The sequence below is a fragment of the Pseudomonas phytophila genome, assembly GCF_025643095.1.
GTDB lineage: Bacteria > Pseudomonadota > Gammaproteobacteria > Pseudomonadales > Pseudomonadaceae > Aquipseudomonas > Aquipseudomonas quasicaspiana.
In genome coordinates this window covers 2,549,826-2,574,481 of record NZ_CP081201.1, presented here as the reverse complement: position 1 = coordinate 2,574,481, position 24,656 = coordinate 2,549,826, and the positions used below count along the sequence as shown (strand labels likewise).

Here is a 24,656-nt window from a genome sequence, read left to right as displayed (position 1 = left end):
GGCTGATGCATGCTGGGTTCAACGCTGTGGCTCACGCTCGCCACGCTCACCGGGCTGGCTGCCGGATTTGCCCGGGAATGGCTGCTGGTGGCCGCTTGGGGGGCGGGCGCGCAAAGCGACGCGTTTCTGGTCTCGATGTTTCTTCCAGAAGCGTTGCGCATGGCCCTGGCTGCCGGATTGTTGAGCGCGGCTGCGTTGCCGTTGTATCAACAGCGAGACCTGCTCGCCCAACAGCGCTGGCTGAATGCCCTGGCGCCACGATTGCTGCTCTGTGGTCTGGCATTGGCGCTGCTGTTGAGTCTTGGTGCACCGCTGTGGGTGCGTGGCGTGGGGCCTGGGCTGGATGCCAGTGGTTACGCGCTGGCGGGCAGCAGCCTGCAATGGCTGGCATGGTGCGCGCCGGGCTTTCTGTTGCACGCGTTGCTGTGTGTACCGTTACAGGCGCGCTCGCGCTTCGTCATGGCCGGGCTGGGTTCATTGCTGTTCAACCTGCCACCGGTGATCTATCTCGCCGTCGCCAGCCATGCAGCGACGCCAGTCGGCCTGGCATTGTCTTGCGTGCTAGGCAGTTTATTGATGCCCGGCACGCTGCTGCCGACGTTATATCGCATGGGCTGGAAACCCTGGCATTGGCAGGCTGAACCCGGCATCGGTCGGGAACTGATGCAGCGCATCGGGCCGCTGCTGAGCAGTAACCTCGCCAGTCAGGGTCTGGCACTGCTGGAAAGAATGGTCGCTTCGTTGCTGGGCGAAGGTGCTGTGACGTGGATCAACCTGGCGCGCAAGCTGATCAATCTGCCGCTGATTGCCTTGATGAGTCTCAACCAGGTGCTGCTGGGTTTGATGAGTGGTAGCGCTGCCGATCAGCGTCTCGTGCTACTGCGCAAGGGCCTGAGCAGCGCCACGTTGCTGACCCTGCCCGCCATCGCCGGCCTGATCGGCGCTTCCGGGGCGCTGGTGGTATTGCTGCTACCAACCCTGGCCCATGACGGACCGTTGCCGGAACTGCTCGCCTGGTTCGCCGTACCGCTGATGTTCGGTGCCTGGAATGCCTTGCTTGCGCGTTACGCTTACGCGGCTGGCGATACCCGCATGCCGTTGAACTGCGAGCTGATCGGCAACCTGTGCAACGCCCTGCTGCTGGGTGTCCTGCCGTTTTTCTTCGGTCTGATCGGCATCGCCATTGCAGCACTGATCGGCGCAATCATCACCGGCCTGCTGCTGATGCGCCGCCAACAATTGCTGACATTTGTACCCTGGCAAAGCCAGTGGGCACTGGGCGCCGCGGCCATGCTGATCGCGGCGCTGGTGCTGCACCCGATCAGCAACACCTGGCTGCAATTGGGGTTGAGTTGTGCGTATGGCGCATTGTTGTTGATTGGCCTCGCGGTATGGCTGAGGCCTTGGCGCAATTGACCCTTTTGACACGATGCTTTTGTGGGAGCGAGGCTTGCCCGCGATACATGAGACGAGGCTGGAAGACTGCACTGCGTTATCGTTTATCGTCCTGTCCGGATGCGGCTCGGCCAAGGCACCGCTCACAAATATTGGCACTCACCTGTAGGAGTGAGCTTGCTCGCGATGAACGATGACACGGTGTAGCTGACAAACCGAGTCGTCTGCATCGCGGGCAAGCCTCGCTCCCACAGGTTTGCAGGCCAACATAGAATCTCCCAAAGGTTCGGGTGCCCAGCCCGGCAAGCTAACTTCAATGACTGATCATCCACGGCCGCCCTGCCGCTTTGCCTTTCAGAGCATGGGGGTTGGTTTTAGTGGGCACGACGGGCTTGCTCGGTCCGCAGCAACTGCAGCCGCTCGGGTGGCGTTTGCTGTCCTGATATTCGGCAACGGTTTTCGGGGCGTGGGCGCTGCGTTCATTGGTCTCGATGGCGCGACGTTTGTTGCCTGACACGGTGCTCAAGCCGGGCGCAGACAAGATCACCCGCATGCTCGATTCGCCGCAATCCGGGCAGGCGCACGGCGCACCGCTTTCGGCCATGGGCTTGAGGGCTGTGAAATCCCCACAGCTGGGGCAATCGAATTCGTATAGGGGCATAGATTTGCTCCGGTCGTTATCTCAATCTGTGGGACCGGATTCATCCGGGAAGACGTCGGCACATTCACCACCGCCTTCGCGAATGAATTCGCTCCCACAGGTTTTGCATCACAGGTCCCGCCGAATGAAGACCGCCGCTACAAATCGTAAGCAATCGGCAAATCAACCAGCCCATCAATGAATTTGGTCGGGCCGTTGGCGTTCGGGTTGATGTCGAACTGGAAGATCTCGGTCGGCAGCCACAACGTCGCGCAGGCGTTGGGGATATCGACAATGCCGCTGATATGTCCCTGCACCGGTGCCGAACCCAGCAACGCGTAACCCTGAGCCGGTGAGTAGCCGAACTTGGTCATGTAGTTGATTGCGTTCAGGCACGCCTGGCGATACGCAATGTTGACGTCCAGGTAGTGCTGCTGGCCTGATTCGTCCACCGAGATACCTTCAAAGATCAGGTACTTGTTGTACGTGGGCACAATAGGACTCGGTTTGAAGACCGGGTTCTTGATGCCGTACTTCTCCATGCCGCCCTTGATCAGCTCAACCCGCATGTGCACCCAGCCGGCCATTTCGATAGCGCCGCAGAAGGTGATCTCGCCATCGCCCTGGCTGAAGTGCAGATCGCCCACCGACAGGCCCGCGCCGTCCACATACACCGGGAAGAACACCTTCGAACCACGGGACAAATCCTTGATGTCGCAGTTGCCGCCGTGTTCACGAGGCGGCACGGTACGAGCGCCGGTCGCGGCAGCCATGTCCCGAGCCGGGCCTTTGAGTTTGCCCAAGTGCGCGGTTTTCGCATGGGGCGGGTTGGCCAGTGGCGGTACGCGGGTCGGGTTGGTGTCGATCAGTTCCTGTTCGCGCTTGTTCCACTCGGCGAGCATCTTGTGATCCGGCAGACAGCCGATCAGGCCAGGGTGAATCAGACCGGCGAATTCCACACCGGGAATGTGTCGGGAGCTGGTCATCATGCCTTTGAAGTCCCAGATGGCTTTCTGTGCCGAAGGGAAATGATCGGTCAGAAAGCCACCGCCGTTCTGCCGGGAAAAGAACCCGTTGAACCCCCATTGGGAATCGGCCCGCGCGCCGATGTCCAGCAGGTCTACGATCAGTAAGTCACCCGGCTCAGCGCCATGCACGCCAATGGGGCCGGACAGGTAATGCACGGTGGACAGGTCCACGTCGCGCACGTCGCTGGCGTCGTCATCGTTCTTGATCGCACCTGCGGTCCAGTCATAGGTTTCGAGGATAAAGTCATCCCCCGGCTTGACCCAGGCTGCCATCGGAATGTCCGGGTGCCAGCGGTTGTGGATGTTCTCGTTTTCAGTGGCAGGCTGGTTGAGGTCGACTTTGATCAGCGTTTCGGTCATGGCGTTTCTCCTGGGGTTCCTCGGTTGGCTGTACTGACGCCATCGCGAGCAAGCTCACTCCTACAGTTGGAATGCACTCACCTGTAGGAGTGAGCTTGCTCGCGATGGCGCCTGATCAAACGCTACATATCTTGGGGATGACTACACCGACAAATACCGACTGATCGTCGCTTCATCGACATTGGCCCGGGTCTCTTCAATCACGAAGCGGCCCTTCTCGATCACCAGGAACCGGTCAGCGATTTCCAGGGTGAAAGACAGGACTTGCTCGGAGACCACGATGGTCAGGTTGCGCAAGGTGCGGATCTCTTTCAGGGTGCGGGCTATGTCCTTGATGATCGACGGCTGAATGCCTTCGGTTGGCTCATCGAGCAGCAACACCTTGGGGTTGGTCGCCAGCGCACGGGCAATCGCCAGTTGTTGTTGCTGTCCGCCGGACAGGTTGCCGCCACGTCGGCCGCGCATGTCGTAGAGCACCGGGAACAACGCGTACAAATCTTCCGGCACGACGCCGCGAGCCGATGCAGGCAAGCCGGTCTGGATGTTTTCCAGCACGCTCATGGCCGGGAAAATCATTCGTCCCTGCGGCACGTAAGCCATGCCGTGCTCAACCCGCGAATGGGTTTCCATGGCCGATACGTCCACACCCTCAACCTGCACCTGACCGCCCCATTGCGGCAGGATGCCCATCAGGCTTTTGAACAGCGTGGTCTTGCCCATGCCGTTGCGGCCCATGACCGCAACGATTTCCTGCTTCTCGACGCTGAGGTCCAGGCCATGAAGGATCTGGCTCTGGCCATAACCACACGCCAGCTGATTGATCTTGAACATGCCGCGCTCCTGATTAGTGGCCCAGATAAACTTCAATGACTTTCGGGTTGTTCTGCACCGACTCCATGCTGCCTTCAGCCAGCACATTGCCCTGATGCAGCACCGTGACCTTGTGGGCGATGCTTTTGACGAACTCCATGTCGTGCTCGATAACCAGCACCGAGCGGCCCTGACTGATCCGATTGAGTAGCTCGGCCGTCTGCGAACGCTCACTGACGCTCATCCCGGCAACCGGCTCGTCGAGCATCAAGAGTTGTGGGTCTTGCATGAGCAACATGCCGATCTCCAGCCACTGTTTCTGGCCGTGGGAGAGCAAGCCCGCCTGCTGTTCAAGCAGATCACCGAGGAAGATGTCCGCCGCAACGTCTCTGACGCGCGCCACCACTTCATCGGAGCGCTTGAAAAACAGCGCACCGAACACCGAGCGCCCTGCCGGAAAAGACATTTCCAGGTTTTCGAACACGCTCAGGTTGTCGTAGATCGACGGGGTCTGGAATTTACGACCGACCCCGGCCCGGACGATGTCGTACTCATGCATTTTGGTCAGTTCCCGGCCCTCGAACTGGATGCTGCCGCCCGTGGCCCTGGTCTTGCCGCAGATCAGATCCAGTACGGTGGTTTTTCCAGCGCCGTTGGGACCGATCACCACCCGCACTTCGTTGCGGTCGATGTACAGATTGAGGTCGTCCACCGCCTTGAAACCGTCGAAAGACACGGTCAGCCCTTCGATCGCCAGCACTGGTTTGTTCATTTGAAAGCCAGTCGGGCCGTTCATGGCTGAGTCTCCAGTGGCGTGACGCTGGCTTTCGGCATGGCCTGAACCGGTGTGATATGCGGCTTTTCAAGCACCGGCGCAGGCTTGCCGCGCACTCTGGCGAGCCATTTGCGGCCGTGGCTTTCCCACAAACCGGCCAGGCCGTTGGGAAAGTACATGACCACCGCGATGAACAGGCCACCCATCAGGTACAGCCACAACTCAGGGAAGGATTCGGAAAAATAGGTTTTGCCGTAGTTGACCAGCAGCGAGCCGTACACCGCGCCGAGCAAGGACATGCGCCCGCCTACGGCGGCAAAGATCACCATTTCGATGGAGGGCACGATGCCCACGAACGATGGCGACATGAAGCCCACCTGCAAGGCGAACATCGCCCCGCCAATGGCCGAGAACGCTGCCGCCACGCAGAACACGAAGATCTTGAAACTGGCCACGTCATAGCCGGAAAAACGCACCCGCTCTTCCTTGTCGCGCATGGCCATCAGCAGTCGGCCGAGCTTGGAGGCGAGGATGAATTTACCGATCAGAATGCAGACCAGCAGCAGCCCTGCATTGATGAAGTACAAAGCCAGTTTCGCCCCGTCTCCACGGATGTCCCAACCCAGCAGGGTCTTCAGATCGGTGATGCCATTGACGCCGCCGGTCAACCCTTGCTGGCCAATGATCAGCACGGTAAGAATCAGCGCGATGGCTTGAGTCACGATGGAAAAATACACATCGCCCACCCGACGTTTGAACATCGCCAGCCCGATCACCAGGGCGAGGATCACCGGCACGCCGATCACTGCAATCACCGTGAATGTGAAGCTGTGAAACGGTACCCATAACCACGGCAGTTCGGTGATCTGGTTCCAGTCCATGAAGTCAGGAATGCCGGGGGTGGACTGGATTTTGGTGCTTTCCGGGTCCGATGCTTCCAGCTTGAGAAACATCGCCATGCAGTACCCGCCCAGGCCGAAGAACACGCCTTGGCCGAGACTGAGAATCCCGCCGTAGCCCCAGCACAGCACCAGGCCAACGGCAACAAAAGCGTAGGTCAGGTACTTGCCGACCATGTTCAGCCTGAAGGCGTCCAGCGTCAGCGGGAACACCACCAGAATCAGCGCGGCCAGGATCAGCAGGCCAACCACGCCTTGCTTGCCGCCGAGCATTTTGTTCAGAGCATTCATGGGGCCGCCTTAATTTCGTACACGTTCATTTACGGACCTTGCTGGAAAACAACCCTTGCGGGCGCATCAGCAGAATCAGGATCACGGCTGACAGGGTCAGGACCTTGGCCATGGAACCACTCATGAAGAATTCGGAAATCGACTGGGTTTGAGCGATGGCAAACGCCGACGCGATGGTGCCGAACAGGCTTTGTGCACCACCGAAAACCACCACCAGGAAGGTGTCGACGATGTACAGCGAACCCGCGGTTGGCCCGGTGGAGCCGATGGTGGTGAACGCAGCACCGGCGACTCCGGCGACTCCGCAGCCAAGGGCAAACGTCATGCGGTCGACCTTGCGGGTATTGATCCCCACTGCACGGCTCATGATCCGGTTCTGCACCGTGGCACGCACATGCAGGCCCCAGCGAGTGCGGTACAGCATCAGAAAAATCGTCGCGGTCAGCAGAATGGTCAGGCCCATGACGAACAGGCCGTTACGAGGAATCTCGATGGCATCGCTGAGGCTGACCGAGCCCATCAGCCATTCAGGCGGCGTGGCGCTGACTTCCCGGGCACCGAAGATCGAGCGAAAGGCTTGCTGCATCACCAGCGACAACCCCCAAGTGGCGAGCAAGGTATCCAGTGGGCGATGGTACAAACGGCTGATCATCACCGATTCGACCACCCAGCCGACGGCACCGGCCACCACGAACGACAACGCGATGGCGAAGAAAAAGTAATAAGGCTGCATGGACGGCATGTACTGCAACGTCAGGCTGGACATGACGTAGGTGGTGTACGCGCCGATGGTGAGAAATTCACCGTGGGCCATGTTGATGACGCCCATCTGGCCAAAAATAATCGCCAGCCCCAGGGCCATCAACAGCAGTACGCAGAACACGGATAACCCGTTGAACCCCTGCATGGCCGCGATGGCACCAAATTCCGATAGCCATTCCATGATGATGGTCTCCGAGGTGGAAAGAGGTGCGCGAAAACGGCACCTCAATTCAACTGTAGGAGTGAGCTTGCTCGCGATAAGGCCGGCACGGCCTTCAAACAATGGTGGATTCGCCATTTTTTACGACTGCTTCGCAGCCGATCGCGAGCAAGCTCACTCCTACAGGGATGGTGGATTCAGCGGCTACTGATAACCCTTCGGAAACGGATTCGGCTCGATCAGGTCCGACTCGTAGATCACCTTGAACTGGCCGTCGCTCTGCACTTCACCAATGCGGGTCTTGCTCCACAGGTGATGGTTTTCGTGAACCTTGACGTAGCCTTCGGGCGCGGTTTTCAGCTCGATGCCAGGTGATGCGGCGACCACTTTGTCGATGTCGAAGCTGCCGGCCTTCTCCACCGCCGCTTTCCACAACCATGGGCCCAGATAAGCGGCCTGGGTCACGTCACCCATCACCGAATCCTTGCCGTATTTGGCTTTGAAGGCGTCAACAAATGCTTTGTTGTTGGGGTTGTCGAGGCTCTGGAAGTACTTCATGGAGGCGTAGAAGCCCTTCATGTTTTCGCCGCCGATACCCAGCAATTCGTCTTCGGTCACCGACAGGGTCAGCAGGTTCTGTTTCTCAGCCGTCACGCCTGCGGCTTTCATCTGTTTGTAGAAGGCAACGTTGGAGCCACCGACCACAGCTGCGAACACCACGTCAGGCTTCTTCAGCTTGACCTTGTTGATCAGCGATCCGAATTGAGTATTGCCCAGCGGGTAGTAGTCCTCGCCAACCACCGTGCCTTTGAGCACGTTTTCAATGTGTTTGCGGGCGATCTTCATGGAGGTGCGCGGCCAGATGTAGTCCGAACCGATCAGGTAGAAGGTCTTGGCGCCTTTGGTCTTGGCGATCCAGTCGAGGCTGGCAAGGATCTGCTGGGTGGCTTCCTGGCCGGTATAAATCACGTTTTTCGACTGTTCCAGGCCTTCATAAAAGGTCGGGTAGTACAGCAGGCCATTTTCTTTTTCGAACACCGGCAACACGGCTTTGCGCGAGGCCGAGGTCCAGCAGCCGAACACCGCTGCGACCTTGTCACCGACCAGCAGCTTCTTGGCTTTCTCGGCAAAGGTCGGCCAGTCAGATGCGCCGTCTTCCTGCACGACTTTGATCTGCCGACCGAGGATGCCGCCCGAGGCGTTGATCTGATCGATGGCCAGACGCTCGGCCTGAATCGAACCGGTCTCGGAAATCGCCATGGTGCCGGTGGCCGAGTGCAACTGGCCGACGGTCACTTCGGTGGCGGTCACGGCAAGCCCGGTGGTGTTGGCGTCATCGGCCACCGCCACTTGCCCGAACACCCCTGCCGCCATCAGCGAAAGCGCAGCAGCGCCCAGCGTCAATCGACGTGGCAAAAACCTTTTGGCGCCTGTCAGTCGTGAATCCATGTTCCCGCTCCTGTGCTTGTGGGCCCCCACAGTCCGCAAGGCACTGTGGCGAGGTAGCGGCAAGCATGAAGTCGACGAACAAAACCCGGTATACGCACCATGACGTACCGGGCTACGTCATTTGACGTAGGGTCGGATTGCGTAAAAAAGTGGATGATTGCGCCCGTGTGAGCGGAGCCCGATCCGCTGTAGACAGGGGGATGCCATCTCATGTGGGAGCTGGGCTTGCCCGCGATCAGGCTGGACGCGGTTCACTTCGGATCGCTTCCAGTCTTATCGCGGGCAAGCCCGGCTCCCACAGGTTCATGAGTTACCTGTGGGACCGAATTCATTCGGGAATGCGGTATTTCAAGCGATGCATGAGCTCTGGATGTACCGGCCTCTTCGCGAATGAATTCGCACACAAGATCAGCGCCGTGTCAGGAACAACGGAGGTTCAACTCACAGGCACGGAAGTTGCTGTCGGCAATTCAATAACCTTTCAGGAAATCAACCGTGCGACCCTCCGGCTCTCAACGCATTGTCAAGGTACGCCGCGATTACAACAGCCTGGTCGCCGACGAGACCATGGAGGATTACGCCCTACGTTTCACCCCGAAATCCTTCCGCAAATGGTCGGAATTTCGCATCGCCAACACCGCCGTCGGGGCGATTTCGTTTTTGGCGCTGGAGGCCATCGGCGGTGCCCTGGTCATGAGTTACGGCTTCACCAACACCTTGTGGGCGATCCTTGCCACGGCGCTGGTGATCTTTCTGACCGGCCTGCCCATCAGCTACTACGCGGCCCGCTACGGCGTGGACATGGATTTGCTGACCCGGGGCGCAGGCTTCGGCTACATTGGCTCAACCATTACGTCGCTGATCTACGCCAGCTTCACCTTCCTGTTCTTTGCCCTGGAAGCGGCAATCATGGCCCTGGCCATCGAGCTGTATTTCCAGATCCCGCTGGCCATGGCTTACGTCATCTGCTCGATCATCATCATTCCGCTGGTGGCGTACGGCATCACCCTGATCAGCCGTTTGCAGATGTGGTCGCAGCCGCTTTGGCTGACCTTGCTGCTGGTGCCGTACATCTTCGTCATCTGGAAAAACCCCGAAGCGCTCACTGACCTGACGACCTTTGCCGGGCGCGAGGGCGAAGGTGGCACCTTCAACCTGCTGTTCTTTGGTGCAGCGTTTAGCGTCGCGCTGTCGTTGGTGACGCAAATCGGCGAACAGGTCGATTATTTACGCTTTCTCCCGGAAAAGACCCGCAAAAATCGTAAACGCTGGTGGGCCGCTCTGCTAATGGCCGGGCCTGGCTGGATCATCCCCGGCGCGCTGAAAATCATGGCCGGTGCCTTTCTGGCCTTTCTCGCTCTGCAACACGAAGTGCCCATCGAACGGGCCGCAGAACCGACGCAGATGTATCTGGTGGCGTTTCGTTACGTGTTCAGCTCGCCGGAGTGGGCGCTGGCGGCCATGGTGCTGTTCGTGATCATTTCCCAGATCAAAATCAACCTGACCAATGCCTACGCCGGCTCGCTGGCCTGGTCGAACTTCTTTGCCCGCGTCACCCACAGCCATCCGGGCCGCGTAGTGTGGCTGGTGTTCAACGTCGCCATCGCCCTGATCCTCATGGAGCTGGGAGTGTTCGACGCCATCGAACAAGTGCTGGGCCTCTACGCCAACGTAGCGATTGCCTGGATCGGCACGCTGGTGGCCGATCTGGTGATCAACAAGCCGCTGGGCTTCTCGCCGAAACACATCGAATTCAAGCGTGCGCACCTGTACGACATCAATCCCGTCGGCGTCGGCGCCATGTCGATTGCCTCGCTGCTTTCGATCTGTGCCCATTTCGGGGCGTTCGGCGAACTGGCTCAGGCCGCCCCGCCGCTGATTTCCCTGACCACCGCGTTGATTGCCGCACCGTTGATCGCCTGGTGGACGCAAGGCAAGTACTACATCGCCCGCACCAGCGACCCGCTGCAACTCTTCCCCCTGGGTCAACAGACCAGCCTGCGTTGTGGCCTGTGCAGCAACGAATTCGAAACGCCGGACATGGCTTACTGCCCGGCCTACAGCTCGCCCATTTGCTCGTTGTGCTGCTCGCTGGACGCCCGCTGCGCCGATCAGTGCAAGAGCCGCGCACGGCTGTCGATGCAGTTCGAAGACGTGATCAGCAAACTGCTGCCGAAACTGCCTCTGCAATACCTGCATACCCGCCTGGCGCAATACCTCGGCTTGCTGACCGTGTTGCTGCTGACCATTTCCGGAGCCTTGGCGGTGATCTATGGCCAGGTTTCCCACAGCCTGATCGACCAGTCCCCCGCCGTGCATCACACGCTGTTTCTCGCGTTCCTCAAGGCATTCTTCACTCTCTGCGTGTTCGCCGGCATTCTGGCCTGGTGGGTGGTGCTGACCCGGGAAAGCCGTCGCGTCGCGCTGGAAGAATCGGACCGCCAGACTGCCTTGCTCATGCAGGAAATCGACGCCCACGACAAAACTGATCAGGCGTTGCAAAAAGCCAAGGAAGCGTCGGAAGCAGCCAACGCCGCCAAGAGTCGCTATGTCACGGGCCTGTCCCACGAACTGCGTACCCCACTGAACAGCATTCTCGGCTTCACCCAGATTCTGCAACGCGACCCCGCAACCCCGGCCCATCAGCAAGACCCGCTGGCGACCATCCTGCGCAGCAGCTCGCACTTGCTGTCGTTGATCGACGGCTTACTTGATGTCGCCAAAATCGAGGCCGGTAAGCTACGCCTTGAACCGTCGGAAATTCTCTTTCAGGAATTCCTTCACGATCTGGAACAAATGTTTGCCCCGACAGCGCGGGAAAAAGGCCTGACCTTCCGTCTCCATGTGGAAGGCCGCATGCCAGCGGTGGTGCGCGGCGACGAAAAGCGCGTGCGGCAAATCCTCATCAACTTGCTGGGCAACGCAGTGAATTTCACCGACAGCGGCGAAGTCTGCCTGCTGGTCAGCTACCGCCGGGAAACGGCGATTTTTGACATCATCGACACCGGCATCGGTATTGCTCCCGAGCAGATCGACCGCATCTTCCAGCCCTTCGAACGCGGCGGCCTGGTACGTCAGGACAACGGCGTCGGCCTGGGACTGACCATCACCCGCATGCTCACCTCGTTGATGGGCGGCGCCTTGTCCGTCACCAGCCAGCCCGACGAAGGCACACGTTTTCAGGTCCGGCTGTTTCTGTCCGAAGTACGCGTGCCCAAAGCGGTGATCCATGTGGATCACGACGTGATGGGTTATGAGGGCGAGCGACGGCTGATCCTGGTGGTGGACGATCACATTGAGCATCGCAAAGTCATCAGCGGCATGCTCGCGCCATTGGGCTTTGAAGTGGCCCAGGCTGCGAACGGTCAGGAAGCAATTCGTCAGGTATCGCTGCTGCACCCGGACCTGATTCTCATGGACCTGTCGATGCCGGACATGGACGGCTGGGAGACCAGCCGCCTGATCCGTCGCAATGCCCTGTCTTTGGCACCGATCATTATTATTTCCGCCAACGCCAACCCGTTCACCGACGACAAAGAGCGCAGCCTGCCGGAGGTCTGTGACGACTATCTCGCCAAACCGGTACACATCCAGCAACTGCTGGATCGCATTCAACACCACTTGCAACTGCAATGGCTGCGTCGCTTACGCACAACGTCGGTGGTCAAAACGCCGTGGACACTACCGCCACGCCAGGACCTGTTGGATCTGTACGAGCTGTGCGGCCTGGGTTATGTGCGCGGCATTCAGGCCAAACTCGATGCCATCGAGCGAGAAAGCGTCACCAGCGCCAGCTTCATCGCCGACCTGCGAAACCTTGCCAAGGGCTTTCGTCTGGATGAACTCAGCCTGCAACTGAAGGAGGCCCTCAATGAACGCCCCGACCCAACCCGCTGACAACGGCATCATCCTGATCGTCGACGACACCCCGGATAATCTCGCGCTGCTCTCCGACGCGCTGGATGAGGCCGGTTACATGGTCCTGGTGGCCCTGGACGGCAGCAGCGCACTGAACCGTATTCAACGCCGACGCCCGGACCTGATCCTGCTCGATGCCATGATGCCCGGCCTGGACGGCTTCGAAACCTGTCGCCGGATCAAAGCGCAGCCAGAAAGCGCCAACATCCCGATCCTGTTCATGACCGCCCTCACCGACAGCGAACACGTCGTCAAAGGCTTCGAAGCCGGGGCCATCGACTACGTGACCAAACCCATCGTCTGCGACGAAGTCCTGGCCCGCGTCGCCTCCCATCTGCGCACCGCACGCATCCTGCAATCCGCCCGCAGCGCCTCGCAATCCGCCAGCCTGGGCTTCGACGACAAACCCGCCTACGGCAAACTATCCAGCCGCTTCCAACTCACCGAACGGGAAATCGAAGTGCTGCGCTGGGTGTCTTGCGGCAAGACCAACAAAGACATTGGGGACATCCTGCAACTCAGTCCTCGGACCGTGAACAAGCACCTGGAACATATCTACATCAAGCTGGGTGTGGAAACACGGACTGCGGCGACTTCGGTGGCGTTGGCGGCGATGACGGATCGGGTTTGATTGACAGTAAGTTCACCGTTTACCTGCCCCCGATCAACTGGCAGGCCGAACGGAAGTCCAGCTTGTTCTTTTTCCTGTTCATGGCCTGCTCAACAACTTTTGTCGCTCGTTGCAGTTCAGTGCTGGGTTTGGCCCATTGGTCTGGAGGAATAGGCGCTGACCACTCGCGGACCTTTTCCGGGATATAGGGAGTGCCGGCTTTATGGCCCCACTCAGCGATCATGTAGGGCATTTTCCAGAAAGTGAGCACACGCCGGATGTACCAGTGCCGTAGGGGCCAACGGGTACGCGGGGAGAAGCCGATCTCAGCACGACGCTCATCGCTAAAGCCGCAGTGCAGGTCACCCTCTTCCTCCTTCAACAGCTTTTCGACTTCCCAGGTATGCAGCCCCTCATAAGGGCGAAGCTCATATTCCGTGTAGGCTCGGCCATGCGTAAGACGCTGCGACATATTGTGTTCATCTTCGGGCACCTTATACTCCATATATTGCCGAATGGCTTCCCAGGTCCCTACGGCGTGGGCGTGGCTAAGTTTGACAAACTGTATGGGCTGTACCATCCCTATATCTTTATTCTCCAAGCCCATACTTAATGTATGGAACACCATATCGCCATAATCGCTGACAGTCGTGATTTGTGAAACCCAGGCACTTACGCTTTCCCAGGGGACGATGAGTAGGTCACCGGTATCATTACAGACAAGACACACCTGACGGCGCTGACGATTAAAACGGAGGGGTAATTGTCGGGCTCTCTCGCGAGTTTTGGCTATAAAGCCCCAAACATGAACGCTAATTAATAAAGATGACCCCACCAAGCCGTAGGTCCAAAATGTATTCTGTATTACGCTTAACTCATCAGAGAAAGAGCTATAGACACCGTCTGGAGAGAAAATAGCTGAGAAAGCTGCAAGCACCACAGGCAAGGGAATCAAAAAAAATAATATAGACCAAATAGTTTTCGCAAAAATCTTGCCCTGAATAACCATATCTCTATTACTACTCCCCACTTGCAAATAGACATCATTGACTTCATAGAAGTGATGAATATTCTCGGGGCGCTCCCCAGTTGGCACAGGTACCGGAGCGAGATATAGGATTTCCTCAGACTCGGTCCTGCGCTCGTCGCCAACTTTAGGGCGTTGCTGAAATGGCAACATTGGCTCTGGTTTGAGTTTGTGAAGTTTATCGAGCATCAGGCGCTACCAAGTCAATGTTGCGAAGCAACCAAGGCTCGGAGGGCTTAAGTTGCATCGACTGCTCTGTTTCTGCTTTATAAGCAAAAGTGCCAATTCGCTCCTGCCAACGATCCTCAATCAGCCTGCGGTGCAGATCCACCACGTAAAAGGTAGAGCGATGGCTGATAGTGCGCTGCTCTTCAAGTTCGTAGCTGACCGCAAGGGCCAGCCCGAAGTAATCCGACATCAACGGCCGCAGATCCAGGCACAAAACCAGCGCCCCATCAGGACGATCAACCCGCCTTAGCTGGCTTGCCAGTACCTCGGTGCATCTCGACCAGGAAACGGGTTTTTGCAAGCCATTTGAAAGGCCGGGCTCTTTCTGACGGTGGTAGGCTTCGACCCATACTTTGCGCCGCTCCAGATCTGCACTACGAATGCCCGGAAAGGTCAGGCGCAACTCAACACTGTGACGGGTACGCACTAGCTGGCATAGGGGTTGCTGAACGATCCCGGCCAGCTTCCCCCAGCTTTCATCCAGACTTAGACCAAGATTCTCCTGCCCCCAGATGCTGCCTCTCACCCACTTCTTGAGTGAGTCGAGATTGAAATAGTTGTACAACGCCTCCCCGGAGAGTTGAAGGCCGGTGGCAGCGATACCGATCAAATTTGCTCTGGCGGCAATACCGACCAGAGCTGAACTGCGCTGGGCCCAAGCCAGCGCACGTAATTCCAAGGGCTTGCGGATTATGCTCCGAGTTATGAGGGAGTTATGTTTAAGCGCCCAAGCATTTGTACCGACCAACACTAGGTCGCCGCTCATTTGCAACGAAGTTGCGGCGAGTTTTTTGCCATCACCTTCTGCCAACGCATTGGCCCAATGTTTAGTGTGCTTGCCTAAATCTATCACGGCTGCCCCAAACCCTAAACTAAAGGCACCCAGCCCAGAGAATGCTGACCACTTACCCAGCGCAACCATCGTTTGAAGCTTACCGCTTGCACTGTGCATCTGATCAATGTGAGATTGCAGAAAGTTAATCGATAACCCTTGAACGGCTGCAAACCCTGCGGAGGACATAGCAATCGCCGGGTCGACCCCATCCAACAAGTCTTTCCAGCTGCGATCCTCTTTCAACATTATTTCCGAAGAGGCCTCTATGAACTTAACGACCTGCACCAAAAACAATACCACTGCAATCTGATCACCCTTTGATTTCAATATCCCACGGATCGGCTCCTTGAAGTTCCCGGTCCGTCGATAGTCGCTGACAGTACGCTGCATTTCCTCCAGGAGTTGTGGATCCATATTGCCGAGCGCCAGCCCGAACTTCCCTGCGCCACCACCCGGCGTCAGTGCCAGACTCAGGCGCTCCTCAATAGGAGCCAGCTGGTACTGGAGAGCACCGATATGCTCATTAATACGCTTACGAGAGCCCAAAGGATCTGCATCATTAGTTTTGTACCTGAGCATTTCACGACGTTCTTTATATAGTTCCTTCATCTCGTCTCGAAGGGTCAGCGCTGAGCGGCGATCACGATCAAATTGATCGTACTCGGAGGTGGAAGCGATGCGTAGCTGCAGTCCACTGGAAGCATAGGCACTGAGTAAGCGCAGCCGAGCTACAGAACCGATATTACGAATAAAATTGTTTGGATCGATTGATCCGCTGCTCTGAAAATCTCTTCGAATAAGATCAAATTGATGTGCCATTTTCATCTGTCGAGCAGGATCATAGGCATTACCTAACAAACTCCTCAAACCCGTGAATTGAGTATTCAGATTGTCGAAGTTTGGCAACCGCTGACGCATCAGGCTGTTGAACTGATTGGCCAGCAAATCCATGTCGCGAACCACTGCCGGGGCGTCGCTAAGCTTGATGCTGAAGTTACTCAACTCGGCGAGCTTTTTCTGCACGTCGGTCTGGTCTGCGAGATTCAAGGTGTCGAGGCCGGGGATCTGGACGAGCGGATTTTTCTCCAGATAGTCGTGCAGTTTCTGAACGGACGCCTCATCGTCACAGATCGCCGCCACGCAGTTGAACTCTCGCTCCAACCGATGCTGAATCTGCTCGCTCTGACGGAAATCGTAATACCACGCGGCGCGATGGAAGTGACCTTCGATAATCATCTTGAGGCGGTCGGCACGGACACGCTTGAGCTGGCCGTGCCAATGGCTCAGTAATGTCTGTTGCTTGAGCATGAAGCGTTGCATCGCCTCACGATGCACCAGTTGATCAATACCCCGCTCGCCGATTTCCTTGCCACCCAGCGCATGCCACGTATCCACTTCAAGGTCGTTGATTGCCGGGCGATGGGTTTCCCAGCGCGACTGTCCGAGAGTGTCGAGTAGTTCCACTGTCGCCTTGGCCAGCGGATTGCCTTGCGCCTGATTGCGCCAGCTTTGCTCGTCACCGAAGATTGCCGGACCGCGATAGTCGCGCTTCACACGCAGATATTCGTAAAGCTTTTCCCGCTCGGCGTCGTTGGTGTCGTCAATGAGTGCTTCGTAGCGCGGGTCAACACTGCCCAGTTTTTCAACGCGCTTCTGATTCACCTCATACATGGCCTGGATGTAAGCGCCCGTCAGGTATTGATGCTGAGTGTTTTCATCCTCGCTCCACTGGCCGATCCAGTCAGCCAGTTTGAGTTGCGCCGCCGCCAGATCGAGCATGATGCCGATATCATCGCGAACCACTAGAAACAGAAAATCATGTTTGTGTGCCGCATTTACCTGGCTTGTCAGTTCTTCAATCCAGGTACTGCGAAACAATGCCTCATGCTCCCAACTGTAAGGAATGCTCTCCTCCGGGTTTGCGCCATCAGGCAAGTCATGAATTGGCAGGGTTTCAACGGTTTCGGCAAGCGATTGGCGTGCCTGCTTTTCATTCAGCAGATGTTTTCCCGCATCTGCGCATTGCACGTGCTCAAGGCTGACGCGCTGCATGAAGTGTTCACGCTCAGGCAATTGACCGATGACCTGAGAACACTTGTATGCCGTCCACTGAAACTCTGAATACGCTACATACAATGTGCTCTGCCGAGGGAATACCAACTCGGGTTCCCCGATAGAGTGAGTCCGGATATCAGCGCTGACCTCTGCTCCTTTCCATAGAAGTTTGCTCAACGAGCCTTGTTCTATGCGGTATTCATGCAGGTAACCGCTGGCGTCATCGACGATGTACAAGTAGCCGTCGCGTAGCAGGCGTATACCGGTTTGTCGGCTTTGTAAATGGTGCGGTACCAAGAGGCTTTTCGGTGGTTGAAGGTTTTCTACAAGGCCATACCGAAGAGGCAAAAACTGGAGGGTGCGTTTCATCAATGGGCACATACCGCCCGCGTCAAGTTCATCGACGTGTTGCGCGTTGGCCGTCAGGTTTGCCAAGTGACCACGAGGGGTCTGAAGGTCAGTCATTGGGTACTCCGCTGCGCCGCCAGATTGGCTGCTCGATCAACACTCTGATGGGGTGTCAGGTCAGATTTTCTGGTTAGGAGCTCCACGATATCCGGATGGGATTGAAGCCCTTCATCGCCCAAAAAACCGAACACGTTGGCGTACAGCCATATTTCTCGCCGGGTTCGAAAACCGCGTTCAATGGCTGATGCAACCATCTGGTGGATACGTTCAAGACGTTGCTCTGGAGATAAGTCAGCCAGGTACTGCGGGAAGAAACGGCTCATATGCGAATAGAGCTCATTGACAGACATGCGGTAGGCGGTCATTTGAAGGGCAGCCCATTGCGCGTCGTTGGGCGCGTATGACTCAGCTAAACATGATGACGGTCTTTCACCTGGTCGTCGGTATTGCCGCCATCCCGGTACGGGATGCTGAGTAACCAATGCAGTGTGACAGGGTCCGAAAACCTCAACGCCCGGGTTGTGCTCCGGGTCAAAAATAGCGTGCGCCACATCAGGAGAGGAAATACGCAAATACATATCGTCATGCCCTGCAGGACGAATGCTGGTCAACCAGCGCACGTGGGCCAGTAGCTCGTCCCATGAGCCGTCACTGACAAGCAGGTATCCCCAGTTATCAGCAGTGTTGGCCAGAAACTGCTGAAGAATCGGATTCTGATCATCACGTATGCGAACGAGACAAGGGGAAAGCTGACTGATGCTCGCCCAGCGAGTGCCGTTGTAAAGCACCTGAGCTTCCGGGGCCGGCGACCACTCATACAGGCTGCGAAGGAGGTTTTTGACCTGAATGGCATCCAGCAGGAGACCGACAGGCTTATCCCAAGTGAAGTCATCCGGCAGCGAAATGGCGGACGTCACTGATTGACCGTGCATGGCAAACCCTTGGCCAAAGAAAGCGCAGGACTTTGCCGTTTAACGACCCGAGAGTCAGTCGGGGATATGCGAGAGGTGTTGTGGGATATTTCGGATGTGCGCGAAGGCTCTGTCCCAATAGGCAGGCGAATCGGTATTTCTGTGACAAGAAGCTGTCATCGCTGGCTCTCGTAACCTCGATAAGCGCCTGTCAAAAAACACATCAATCTGATTTGAAACACTTTTCTGCAGGAGCTCACCGAGGTTACGAGGCCAGCGATGGCGGTCTGTCTGATACACCGCTATCGCGGCCTCGCGGTGCTCGTGCGCTCCTACACAAACTGTGTTTACTGCGCGACGGCGAGGTTAGAACCCCGCCTGGTCCTGCCGACAATCAGCAAGCACGCGTCGGCCATCGCTGCGATCTATCACGGTATCGCCAGCGCTACGTTTCTCGCGGCTGACAAACAGATAGCGGTAGCGCTCGTTTTCCAGCGCCACTGCAAAGCCTTTGGGTGTTTCTGTCTCAGCCAGTTGTCGCAGTGCGCCGAGACGACTCGAATCGCCCGCCTTCGGCCAGGCTGGAACGCGAGAATTTGCAGAGCACTTTTTGATATTCGACTGCGGGAACGAGGTGATAAAGCCTTCCTCGTCGACCAGCGCTCCGGCTATCGGACCGCTGATGTGTCCACGAAAGGATGAACCGGCAACCGGTGAGGTGCCAGGACCGCTTATGGTGTACAAGCGCTGCCCACTGATCCCAAGAACATACGGCGTATTATCCGGCCTGAAGAACACCAGGTCGGGCACATTCGAGATGCGCTTCACATCGTTCACGCCACGAAAATACAGCACATCCTTCCCTGCAAGGGCGAGGCGTGACTCTGGGCCGTTATCGAAAACCTGAGGATGATTCGCCTTGCAGCGAAGTTCAGGATGACCCGCTACCGGACAGGTTGGAGATAAGGTTTTGATGTCAGGTGCATAATAGCCATCGAGTTCATTAAGGCTGTTCACAGCCTTTCCTCTCAGGTAGAGACGACGCCCATCGCTGACCAGACTCAGATGGTTTAAATTTTGGGGAGCAAGCATAGTCAGTGTCGGCAGGACATCGGGTCTCTCTTTCACGCTACTAAGAACGACCTCGAATACACGGCCAGCATTAATCACAAAGGGCCCTATGAACTGCATCTCACCCACGGCCATGTCCGGCATCGGCTTGTCATCGTGATAAATGTGGTTGCGATCCTTTGCCCAATCATCGTGTTCATCAGCGCCCGACGTATCAAATGCCTGGAAAGTTTCAGGGTCCGCACCTTCAATAGGGGTAGGAGTGAGAAACACCGTACGGCCATCAGTCGAATACCAGGAATCACCCAAGCGTCGCAAGTCGGCGCCATGGGGCGTCATCAGATGATAGCCCCGCTCTTCATGCACGACATTGCGCTGCATCTTTGATGGGAGTATGCATGCGGGGATGGGTATGCCCACACCATCACCGGAGCGCGGGCACGCCGTACTTTCTCTCTTCGAGTCAGTCATGAAGTACCCTTTGCCACCAATCTCCACCAATTGGCGGCCTTTCACGGTAATTTTCTGTTCGACGCAAATTCCTTTCTTCTCGGGATGCTGCTCATAACTCCGCTCGCCAGGCTTTGCCAGTGGGTACCAGTTTTCGGTGCACTCATTCACCGTATAGGCATGCACGGCAGAGGACGAGGCCAGTACTACTGCACCCCATAAAACCCTGATAGCGTTCCAGTTCTTCATCCCTGCTGCCCCACTCACCTGATTCGTTGCGATATGTATTTCCCCGTAAGCGCCTGCGGGGGTGCTGATATTAACGCTCAACGGTCTGGATCAGATGCGATCAATCCGGAAAATATTGCGAATCTTGCGCGTGCTGTGTTGCCCAATCTCTAACGACCACAAACCAGCCCACAGACAACAAGAGATGCCGTGATGACCGAGCAAAACAAAGATCAGGAATCGAACCGCGAAGACCTCGACCACAAACCGGAAAATGCCGGGAAGATTGGCGAGAAGAACAAGCAGATGAATGAACAGGGTGAGCAGCCGAGACCGGGTACGTCGGCGGATCCGAAGCAGGGCTGAGGGTCGCGCTGCGTTCACGTCAGATTTTCATCCTGGCCTGGAAACGCGGTTTCAGTGGGAGCGAATTCATTCGCGAAGGGGCCGGTACATCCTCAGTTAACCTATCGTCTGAAATGCCGCCTTCCCGAATGAATTCGGTCCCACATATTGCGCTTACAAGGTATTAAGCATTGCGCCGTACGTACTGAAAGCCGCGGATGTCTTCAGATGGCACTTCCCGCACTCCTTCCATTCCCAGCCACCAGGCAGTGCCGCGACACGGGTACTGGACGTAAAACGGCTGCCCCATTTGCGGCGTGGTGATCAGGACATTCTTCTCCCAGGCCAGCGCGATGATGCGGTCGAAGGGTTCGTGCCAGGCGTGCATGGCCAGATCAAACGTGCCGTTATGGATCGGCAGCAACCAGCGACCGCGCAGGTCGATGTGCGCCTGCAGGGTTTCCTCGGGCTGCATGTGCACGTCAGGCCAGTCGACGTTATAGGCACCGGTTTCCATCAATGTCAGGTCGAATGGGCCGTATTGCTCACCGATGGTTTTGAAACCGTCGAAGTAACCGGTATCGCCACTGAAGAAGATCCGTTGATGTTCATCGTGCATGACCCATGACGCCCACAGGCTGCGATTGCCGTCCAGCAGCGTGCGGCCGGAAAAATGCTGGGAAGGCGTAGCGACAAACTGCATGCCATGCACTTCGGTGGATTGCCACCAGTCCAGTTGCTGAATCTTGTGCGCCGGTACGCCCCACTCCATCAAGGTATCGCCCACGCCCAGCGGCGTCAGAAAGTGTTCGGTTTTCGCCTCAAGCGCCTTGATCGCCATGTGGTCGAGATGATCGTAGTGGTTATGGGACAGGATCACCGCTTTGATCGGCGGCAGTTCTTCAATGCTGATAGGCGGCTGGTGGAAGCGCTGCGGACCCGCCCACTGCACCGGCGAGGCACGCTCGGCGAACACCGGATCAGTGAGCCAGAAGACCCCGCGCATTTTCAGCAAGACCGTGGAGTGCCCAAGGCGATAGACCGTGTAGTCCGGCGCAGCCAGAAGCTGCTGGCGCGTGAGTGATTGCACTGGAATTTCCCCCGAGGGACGGGTGACCGATGGCTTTTTGAAAGCCATGTTCCAGAAAATCCTCAGCGTCTTGAAAAAACCCATACGACTCATGGGCACAGGGTTGCGATAACGCCCTTGGTGCTTTTGCAGGGTCGGTAAAGACTGAGCTGACGAATTTTCTGTGATCTTGGTCATGGTCTGCTGACTCCGGGAGTTTGCTGCGCTGCTCATCATCGCCGCCGCTTTGCAATAGCGGGAAAGGCAAATAATGTGTAACCTGCTTTTACACTACACAGTGTAGTTTTAAGCTTGCATCATCAGCGATGACAAGTAAACTGCCGAGTGTACTTTTATCAAAACACTTGTTTGAAGCGAGACCTATGACTGCCCCTATGCGACTCACCGACCGAAAACGCGAAGCTATCGTGCTGGCCGCCATTGCCGAGTTTCGCGACACCGGGTTTGAAGTGACCAGCATGGACCGCATTGCCGCGCGAGCGGAGGTTTCCAAACGCACCGTCTACAACCATTTCCCCAGCAAGGAAGAACTGTTCGCGGAAATCCTCCAGCGACTCTGGTGCCGTATCGGCGAGATTCCGGATTCAATCTACCGGCCTGGTGTGACACTGCGCCATCAATTGCGCAGCATGTTGCGGGCCAAAATGCAGACGCTTTCTGACACCAACTGCCTGGACCTTGCGCGAGTTGCGCTGGGGGCAACCATTCATTCACCCGAACGTGCGGAAGTCTGGCTGGCGCGCCTGGATGAGCGCGAAGAAACCTTCGCTGCATGGATCCGCGCCGCCCAGGCAGATGGCCGTCTCAAGCCTGCCGACCCGACGTTCGCCGCCACCCAGATGCATGGTCTGCTCAAGGGCTTTGCGTTCTGGCCTCAGGTGACTATCAACAAGCCGGTATTGAGTCCAGAACAACAAGCCGAGGTTATTGAATCGACACTGGACATGTTTCTCGGCTGGTACGAAATCCCGGTAGCAAAAACCTAACCCTGCGCTGCCACCCGAGCCACGATAGCGCGGCGTTGGGCGATGGATTGCCTGAGTCGCTCGCGGGCCAGAGCCAGTACTTCGGCGGGCGCAGTTGACGGATGACCTGCATTGAAAGGCACTGCAGGCGCGTATTCCAGCTGCAGCTGCACGGTCTGCGCCTGCACTTCTCCAAACAGTTCGCCTACCAGCGTCAGGGCGAAATCAATTCCCGCCGTTACTCCGCCACCCGTCATCAGGTTGCCATCGCGGACCACCCGCTCATGCACCGCGATCGCACCAAAACTCTCCAGCAATTCATGCGAGGCCCAGTGGGTCGTCGCCCGCTTGCCCTTTAATAGCCCGGCTGCGCCCAGCACCAGAGCGCCGGTGCAGACCGACGTGAGGTATTTCACAGTCCGGGCCTGTTCGCGGATGAAAGCAAGGGTCTGTTCATCCTCCAGCAAGGGGTCGATACCCTGTCCGCCGGGAATGCACAGCACATCGAGGGGCGGGCAATCGGTGAAAGTCTGCGTCGGCTGGAGTTGCAGACCGGTGCTGGAATAGAGTGCCTCGAGGTCTTTCCAGATCAGGTGCACGGTCACACCGGGCGTCGAGGCGAATACGTCATAAGGACCGGTCAAGTCCAGCTGTTGCACCTTTGGGAATACGAGCAAGCCGATGTGCAGGGTCATATGAAGTCCGCTTGAGGTTGGGGTAGACGCGATAACTCTAGCGGTTTAGCCTTTGGCGGATACGCCATACACCCCACTTTTCACGCCAACCAATGTGAATAACGCTAATGAGCGATCAGCCACGATCCGTGCACATTCTTGCGTTCCCCAACGTTCAGTTGCTGGATGTCTGCGGACCGTTGCAAGTCTTCGCCTCGGCCAACCTTCAGGCCCAACAACAGGGTCTGCCGGTGCCTTATCAAATGAAGGTGATCGCTGCCCAGGACCACTCCATCGAATCGTCAGCAGGGCTGGGCTTGCTGACCTTTCCTCTGCCTGCGGCCAGCGAAAGCAGTGACACGTTGATCGTCGCCGGGGGACGTGGCGTTCAGGTGGCGGCCAGCGACCCGCAACTGGTGCGCTGGCTGCATGAGCACGCTGCTGCAAGCCGACGCGTCACTTCGGTGTGCAGTGGCGCATTTCTATTGGCGGCAACCGGTTTGCTGGACGGTCGCCGCGTGGTCACCCACTGGGACAGTTGCGAGGCTCTCGCCCGGCAATACCCAGCGTTACGGGTCGATCCCGATCCGATCTTCATCCACGACCATGGCTACTGGACCTCGGCCGGTGTCACGGCGGGCATCGATCTTGCCCTGGCGCTGGTCGAAGAGGACCTGGGACACGCTCTGGCGTTGGCGGTCGCTCGGAATCTGGTGGTGTTCCTCAAGCGACCGGGCGGCCAGTCGCAATTCAGCGCCACCCTGTCGATGCAGCACGCAAGCGTCACGGAGGACGGACGTTTTGCCGACCTGCATGGCTGGATCATCGAAAATCTGACCAGCGACCTCGGCGTTGCCGCTCTGGCCGCAAAGGTGGGCATGAGCGAACGCAGTTTCGTCCGCCACTACCGCACACAAACCGGCATCACCCCGGCCAAAGCCATCGAACAACTGCGGGTTGAAGCAGCCCGACGGTTATTAGCGGACAGCACACAGCCCATCAAACGCGTTGCGGCACGGTGTGGATTTGGCAGCGAGGAGACCTTGCGGCGTAGCTTCTTGCGCGGATTGGGAGTGACGCCGATGGCTTATCGGGAGCGGTTTAGTGGGTAATGGATTTCACAAATGCACCCCAGATTCCAGCTCGGAATGCCGCCCAACCGCTCCCACATGGACCGCGCTCTTCAGCAAAGACCGCATATGCAGTAGATCAAACCTCACCAAGAAAACTATTTTCATATATTGATTTATGTTTTTGCTTTCGTGTAATTTA

At 57.3% G+C, this 24,656-nt stretch carries 19 protein-coding genes; 6 read left to right on the top strand and 13 right to left on the bottom strand.

Annotated features, from left to right (window positions below):
• Positions 1 to 9: 9 nt before the first annotated feature.
• Positions 10 to 1,416 carry a lipid II flippase MurJ gene (locus K3169_RS11535; RefSeq protein ID WP_263271590.1) on the top strand — a complete coding sequence of 469 codons (1,407 nt, stop codon included), beginning with the start codon at positions 10 to 12 and terminating at the stop codon, positions 1,414 to 1,416.
• 292 nt (positions 1,417 to 1,708) lie between these two features.
• On the opposite strand, the gene K3169_RS11530 is transcribed toward K3169_RS11535, so the two are convergent.
• The 7 genes from K3169_RS11530 to urtA all read right to left on the bottom strand — a co-directional run bounded on the left by K3169_RS11530 (position 1,709) and on the right by urtA (position 8,569).
• Entirely contained in the window at positions 1,709 to 2,056 is a 348-nt protein-coding gene (locus K3169_RS11530; RefSeq protein WP_122397566.1) for an FmdB family zinc ribbon protein, read from the bottom strand.
• Positions 2,057 to 2,193: 137 nt separating this feature from the next.
• Positions 2,194 to 3,423, bottom strand: coding sequence for a formamidase (fmdA, locus tag K3169_RS11525; RefSeq protein WP_027898416.1), 1,230 nt, complete (start codon positions 3,421 to 3,423; stop codon positions 2,194 to 2,196).
• Positions 3,424 to 3,564: 141 nt separating this feature from the next.
• On the bottom strand, positions 3,565 to 4,254 hold the full coding sequence (gene urtE / locus K3169_RS11520; RefSeq protein WP_027900941.1) for an urea ABC transporter ATP-binding subunit UrtE: 690 nt from the start codon (positions 4,252 to 4,254) through the stop codon (positions 3,565 to 3,567).
• A 13-nt stretch (positions 4,255 to 4,267) separates the two neighbouring features.
• On the bottom strand, positions 4,268 to 5,029 hold the full coding sequence (gene urtD / locus K3169_RS11515) for an urea ABC transporter ATP-binding protein UrtD (protein WP_263271589.1): 762 nt from the start codon (positions 5,027 to 5,029) through the stop codon (positions 4,268 to 4,270).
• Positions 5,026 to 6,198 carry an urea ABC transporter permease subunit UrtC gene (gene urtC / locus K3169_RS11510; RefSeq protein ID WP_231666545.1) on the bottom strand — a complete coding sequence of 391 codons (1,173 nt, stop codon included), beginning with the start codon at positions 6,196 to 6,198 and terminating at the stop codon, positions 5,026 to 5,028. Before urtC ends, urtD begins: the two co-directional genes overlap by 4 nt.
• A gap of 25 nt (positions 6,199 to 6,223) precedes the next feature.
• Positions 6,224 to 7,141, bottom strand: a complete 918-nt coding sequence (urtB, locus tag K3169_RS11505) for an urea ABC transporter permease subunit UrtB (protein ID WP_027900944.1) — start codon at positions 7,139 to 7,141, stop codon at positions 6,224 to 6,226.
• Between the two features lie 183 nt (positions 7,142 to 7,324).
• Positions 7,325 to 8,569, bottom strand: a complete 1,245-nt coding sequence (gene urtA, locus K3169_RS11500; protein ID WP_263271587.1) for an urea ABC transporter substrate-binding protein — start codon at positions 8,567 to 8,569, stop codon at positions 7,325 to 7,327.
• 495 nt (positions 8,570 to 9,064) lie between these two features.
• Here urtA and K3169_RS11495 point away from each other — a divergent pair, with 495 nt between their 5' ends.
• Together K3169_RS11495 and K3169_RS11490 are read left to right on the top strand one after the other, a co-directional pair.
• Positions 9,065 to 12,466 carry an ATP-binding protein gene (locus tag K3169_RS11495; protein WP_231673419.1) on the top strand — a complete coding sequence of 1,134 codons (3,402 nt, stop codon included), beginning with the start codon at positions 9,065 to 9,067 and terminating at the stop codon, positions 12,464 to 12,466.
• The gene (locus tag K3169_RS11490) at positions 12,441 to 13,118 is read left to right on the top strand and encodes a response regulator (protein WP_027900947.1); all 678 of its coding nucleotides are present in this window, start codon (positions 12,441 to 12,443) and stop codon (positions 13,116 to 13,118) included. Before K3169_RS11495 ends, K3169_RS11490 begins: the two co-directional genes overlap by 26 nt.
• 19 nt (positions 13,119 to 13,137) lie before the next feature.
• Here the strand turns inward: K3169_RS11490 and K3169_RS11485 are convergent, their stop codons facing one another.
• From K3169_RS11485 to K3169_RS11470, 4 genes are all read right to left on the bottom strand, one after another.
• Positions 13,138 to 14,313 (bottom strand): hypothetical protein, encoded by a 1,176-nt coding sequence (locus K3169_RS11485; RefSeq protein ID WP_263271584.1) that lies wholly within the window; start codon positions 14,311 to 14,313, stop codon positions 13,138 to 13,140.
• The gene (locus K3169_RS11480; RefSeq protein ID WP_263271582.1) at positions 14,303 to 17,707 is read right to left on the bottom strand and encodes a toxin VasX; all 3,405 of its coding nucleotides are present in this window, start codon (positions 17,705 to 17,707) and stop codon (positions 14,303 to 14,305) included. The genes K3169_RS11485 and K3169_RS11480 overlap by 11 nt, the downstream gene beginning before the upstream one ends.
• Positions 17,704 to 18,582 (bottom strand): DUF4123 domain-containing protein, encoded by an 879-nt coding sequence (locus tag K3169_RS11475; protein WP_231666539.1) that lies wholly within the window; start codon positions 18,580 to 18,582, stop codon positions 17,704 to 17,706. Before K3169_RS11475 ends, K3169_RS11480 begins: the two co-directional genes overlap by 4 nt.
• A gap of 345 nt (positions 18,583 to 18,927) precedes the next feature.
• Positions 18,928 to 20,331, bottom strand: coding sequence for a DKNYY domain-containing protein (locus K3169_RS11470; RefSeq protein WP_263271580.1), 1,404 nt, complete (start codon positions 20,329 to 20,331; stop codon positions 18,928 to 18,930).
• A 192-nt stretch (positions 20,332 to 20,523) separates the two neighbouring features.
• Between K3169_RS11470 and K3169_RS11465 the strand changes: the two genes are divergently transcribed.
• Positions 20,524 to 20,676: a hypothetical protein gene (locus tag K3169_RS11465; protein WP_263271578.1), complete on the top strand. Its 153-nt coding sequence runs from the start codon at positions 20,524 to 20,526 to the stop codon at positions 20,674 to 20,676.
• A 163-nt stretch (positions 20,677 to 20,839) separates the two neighbouring features.
• Here K3169_RS11465 and K3169_RS11460 read toward each other — a convergent pair whose 3' ends face one another.
• Positions 20,840 to 21,922, bottom strand: coding sequence for an MBL fold metallo-hydrolase (locus K3169_RS11460; RefSeq protein WP_231678103.1), 1,083 nt, complete (start codon positions 21,920 to 21,922; stop codon positions 20,840 to 20,842).
• Between the two features lie 185 nt (positions 21,923 to 22,107).
• Here K3169_RS11460 and K3169_RS11455 point away from each other — a divergent pair, with 185 nt between their 5' ends.
• Positions 22,108 to 22,731 carry a TetR/AcrR family transcriptional regulator gene (locus tag K3169_RS11455; RefSeq protein ID WP_099270043.1) on the top strand — a complete coding sequence of 208 codons (624 nt, stop codon included), beginning with the start codon at positions 22,108 to 22,110 and terminating at the stop codon, positions 22,729 to 22,731.
• Here K3169_RS11455 and K3169_RS11450 read toward each other — a convergent pair.
• Positions 22,728 to 23,405, bottom strand: coding sequence for a DJ-1/PfpI family protein (locus K3169_RS11450; RefSeq protein ID WP_122704979.1), 678 nt, complete (start codon positions 23,403 to 23,405; stop codon positions 22,728 to 22,730). The two genes, K3169_RS11455 and K3169_RS11450, sit on opposite strands and share 4 nt — an antisense overlap.
• Positions 23,406 to 23,512: 107 nt before the next feature.
• Between K3169_RS11450 and K3169_RS11445 the strand changes: the two genes are divergently transcribed.
• Positions 23,513 to 24,496 (top strand): GlxA family transcriptional regulator, encoded by a 984-nt coding sequence (locus K3169_RS11445; RefSeq protein ID WP_231678104.1) that lies wholly within the window; start codon positions 23,513 to 23,515, stop codon positions 24,494 to 24,496.
• Positions 24,497 to 24,656: the final 160 nt, after the last annotated feature.

Coding starts and splice junctions, on each gene's coding strand:
- K3169_RS11535 (WP_263271590.1), top strand. CDS start 10: ATGCTGGGTTCAACGCTGTGGCTCACGCTCGCCACGCTCACCGGGCTG.
- K3169_RS11530 (WP_122397566.1), bottom strand. CDS start 2,056: ATGCCCCTATACGAATTCGATTGCCCCAGCTGTGGGGATTTCACAGCC.
- fmdA (WP_027898416.1), bottom strand. CDS start 3,423: ATGACCGAAACGCTGATCAAAGTCGACCTCAACCAGCCTGCCACTGAA.
- urtE (WP_027900941.1), bottom strand. CDS start 4,254: ATGTTCAAGATCAATCAGCTGGCGTGTGGTTATGGCCAGAGCCAGATC.
- urtD (WP_263271589.1), bottom strand. CDS start 5,029: ATGAACGGCCCGACTGGCTTTCAAATGAACAAACCAGTGCTGGCGATC.
- urtC (WP_231666545.1), bottom strand. CDS start 6,198: ATGAATGCTCTGAACAAAATGCTCGGCGGCAAGCAAGGCGTGGTTGGC.
- urtB (WP_027900944.1), bottom strand. CDS start 7,141: ATGGAATGGCTATCGGAATTTGGTGCCATCGCGGCCATGCAGGGGTTC.
- urtA (WP_263271587.1), bottom strand. CDS start 8,569: ATGGATTCACGACTGACAGGCGCCAAAAGGTTTTTGCCACGTCGATTG.
- K3169_RS11490 (WP_027900947.1), top strand. CDS start 12,441: ATGAACGCCCCGACCCAACCCGCTGACAACGGCATCATCCTGATCGTC.
- K3169_RS11485 (WP_263271584.1), bottom strand. CDS start 14,313: ATGCTCGATAAACTTCACAAACTCAAACCAGAGCCAATGTTGCCATTT.
- K3169_RS11480 (WP_263271582.1), bottom strand. CDS start 17,707: ATGACTGACCTTCAGACCCCTCGTGGTCACTTGGCAAACCTGACGGCC.
- K3169_RS11475 (WP_231666539.1), bottom strand. CDS start 18,582: ATGCACGGTCAATCAGTGACGTCCGCCATTTCGCTGCCGGATGACTTC.
- K3169_RS11470 (WP_263271580.1), bottom strand. CDS start 20,331: ATGAAGAACTGGAACGCTATCAGGGTTTTATGGGGTGCAGTAGTACTG.
- K3169_RS11465 (WP_263271578.1), top strand. CDS start 20,524: ATGACCGAGCAAAACAAAGATCAGGAATCGAACCGCGAAGACCTCGAC.
- K3169_RS11460 (WP_231678103.1), bottom strand. CDS start 21,922: ATGACCAAGATCACAGAAAATTCGTCAGCTCAGTCTTTACCGACCCTG.
- K3169_RS11455 (WP_099270043.1), top strand. CDS start 22,108: ATGACTGCCCCTATGCGACTCACCGACCGAAAACGCGAAGCTATCGTG.
- K3169_RS11450 (WP_122704979.1), bottom strand. CDS start 23,405: ATGACCCTGCACATCGGCTTGCTCGTATTCCCAAAGGTGCAACAGCTG.
- K3169_RS11445 (WP_231678104.1), top strand. CDS start 23,513: ATGAGCGATCAGCCACGATCCGTGCACATTCTTGCGTTCCCCAACGTT.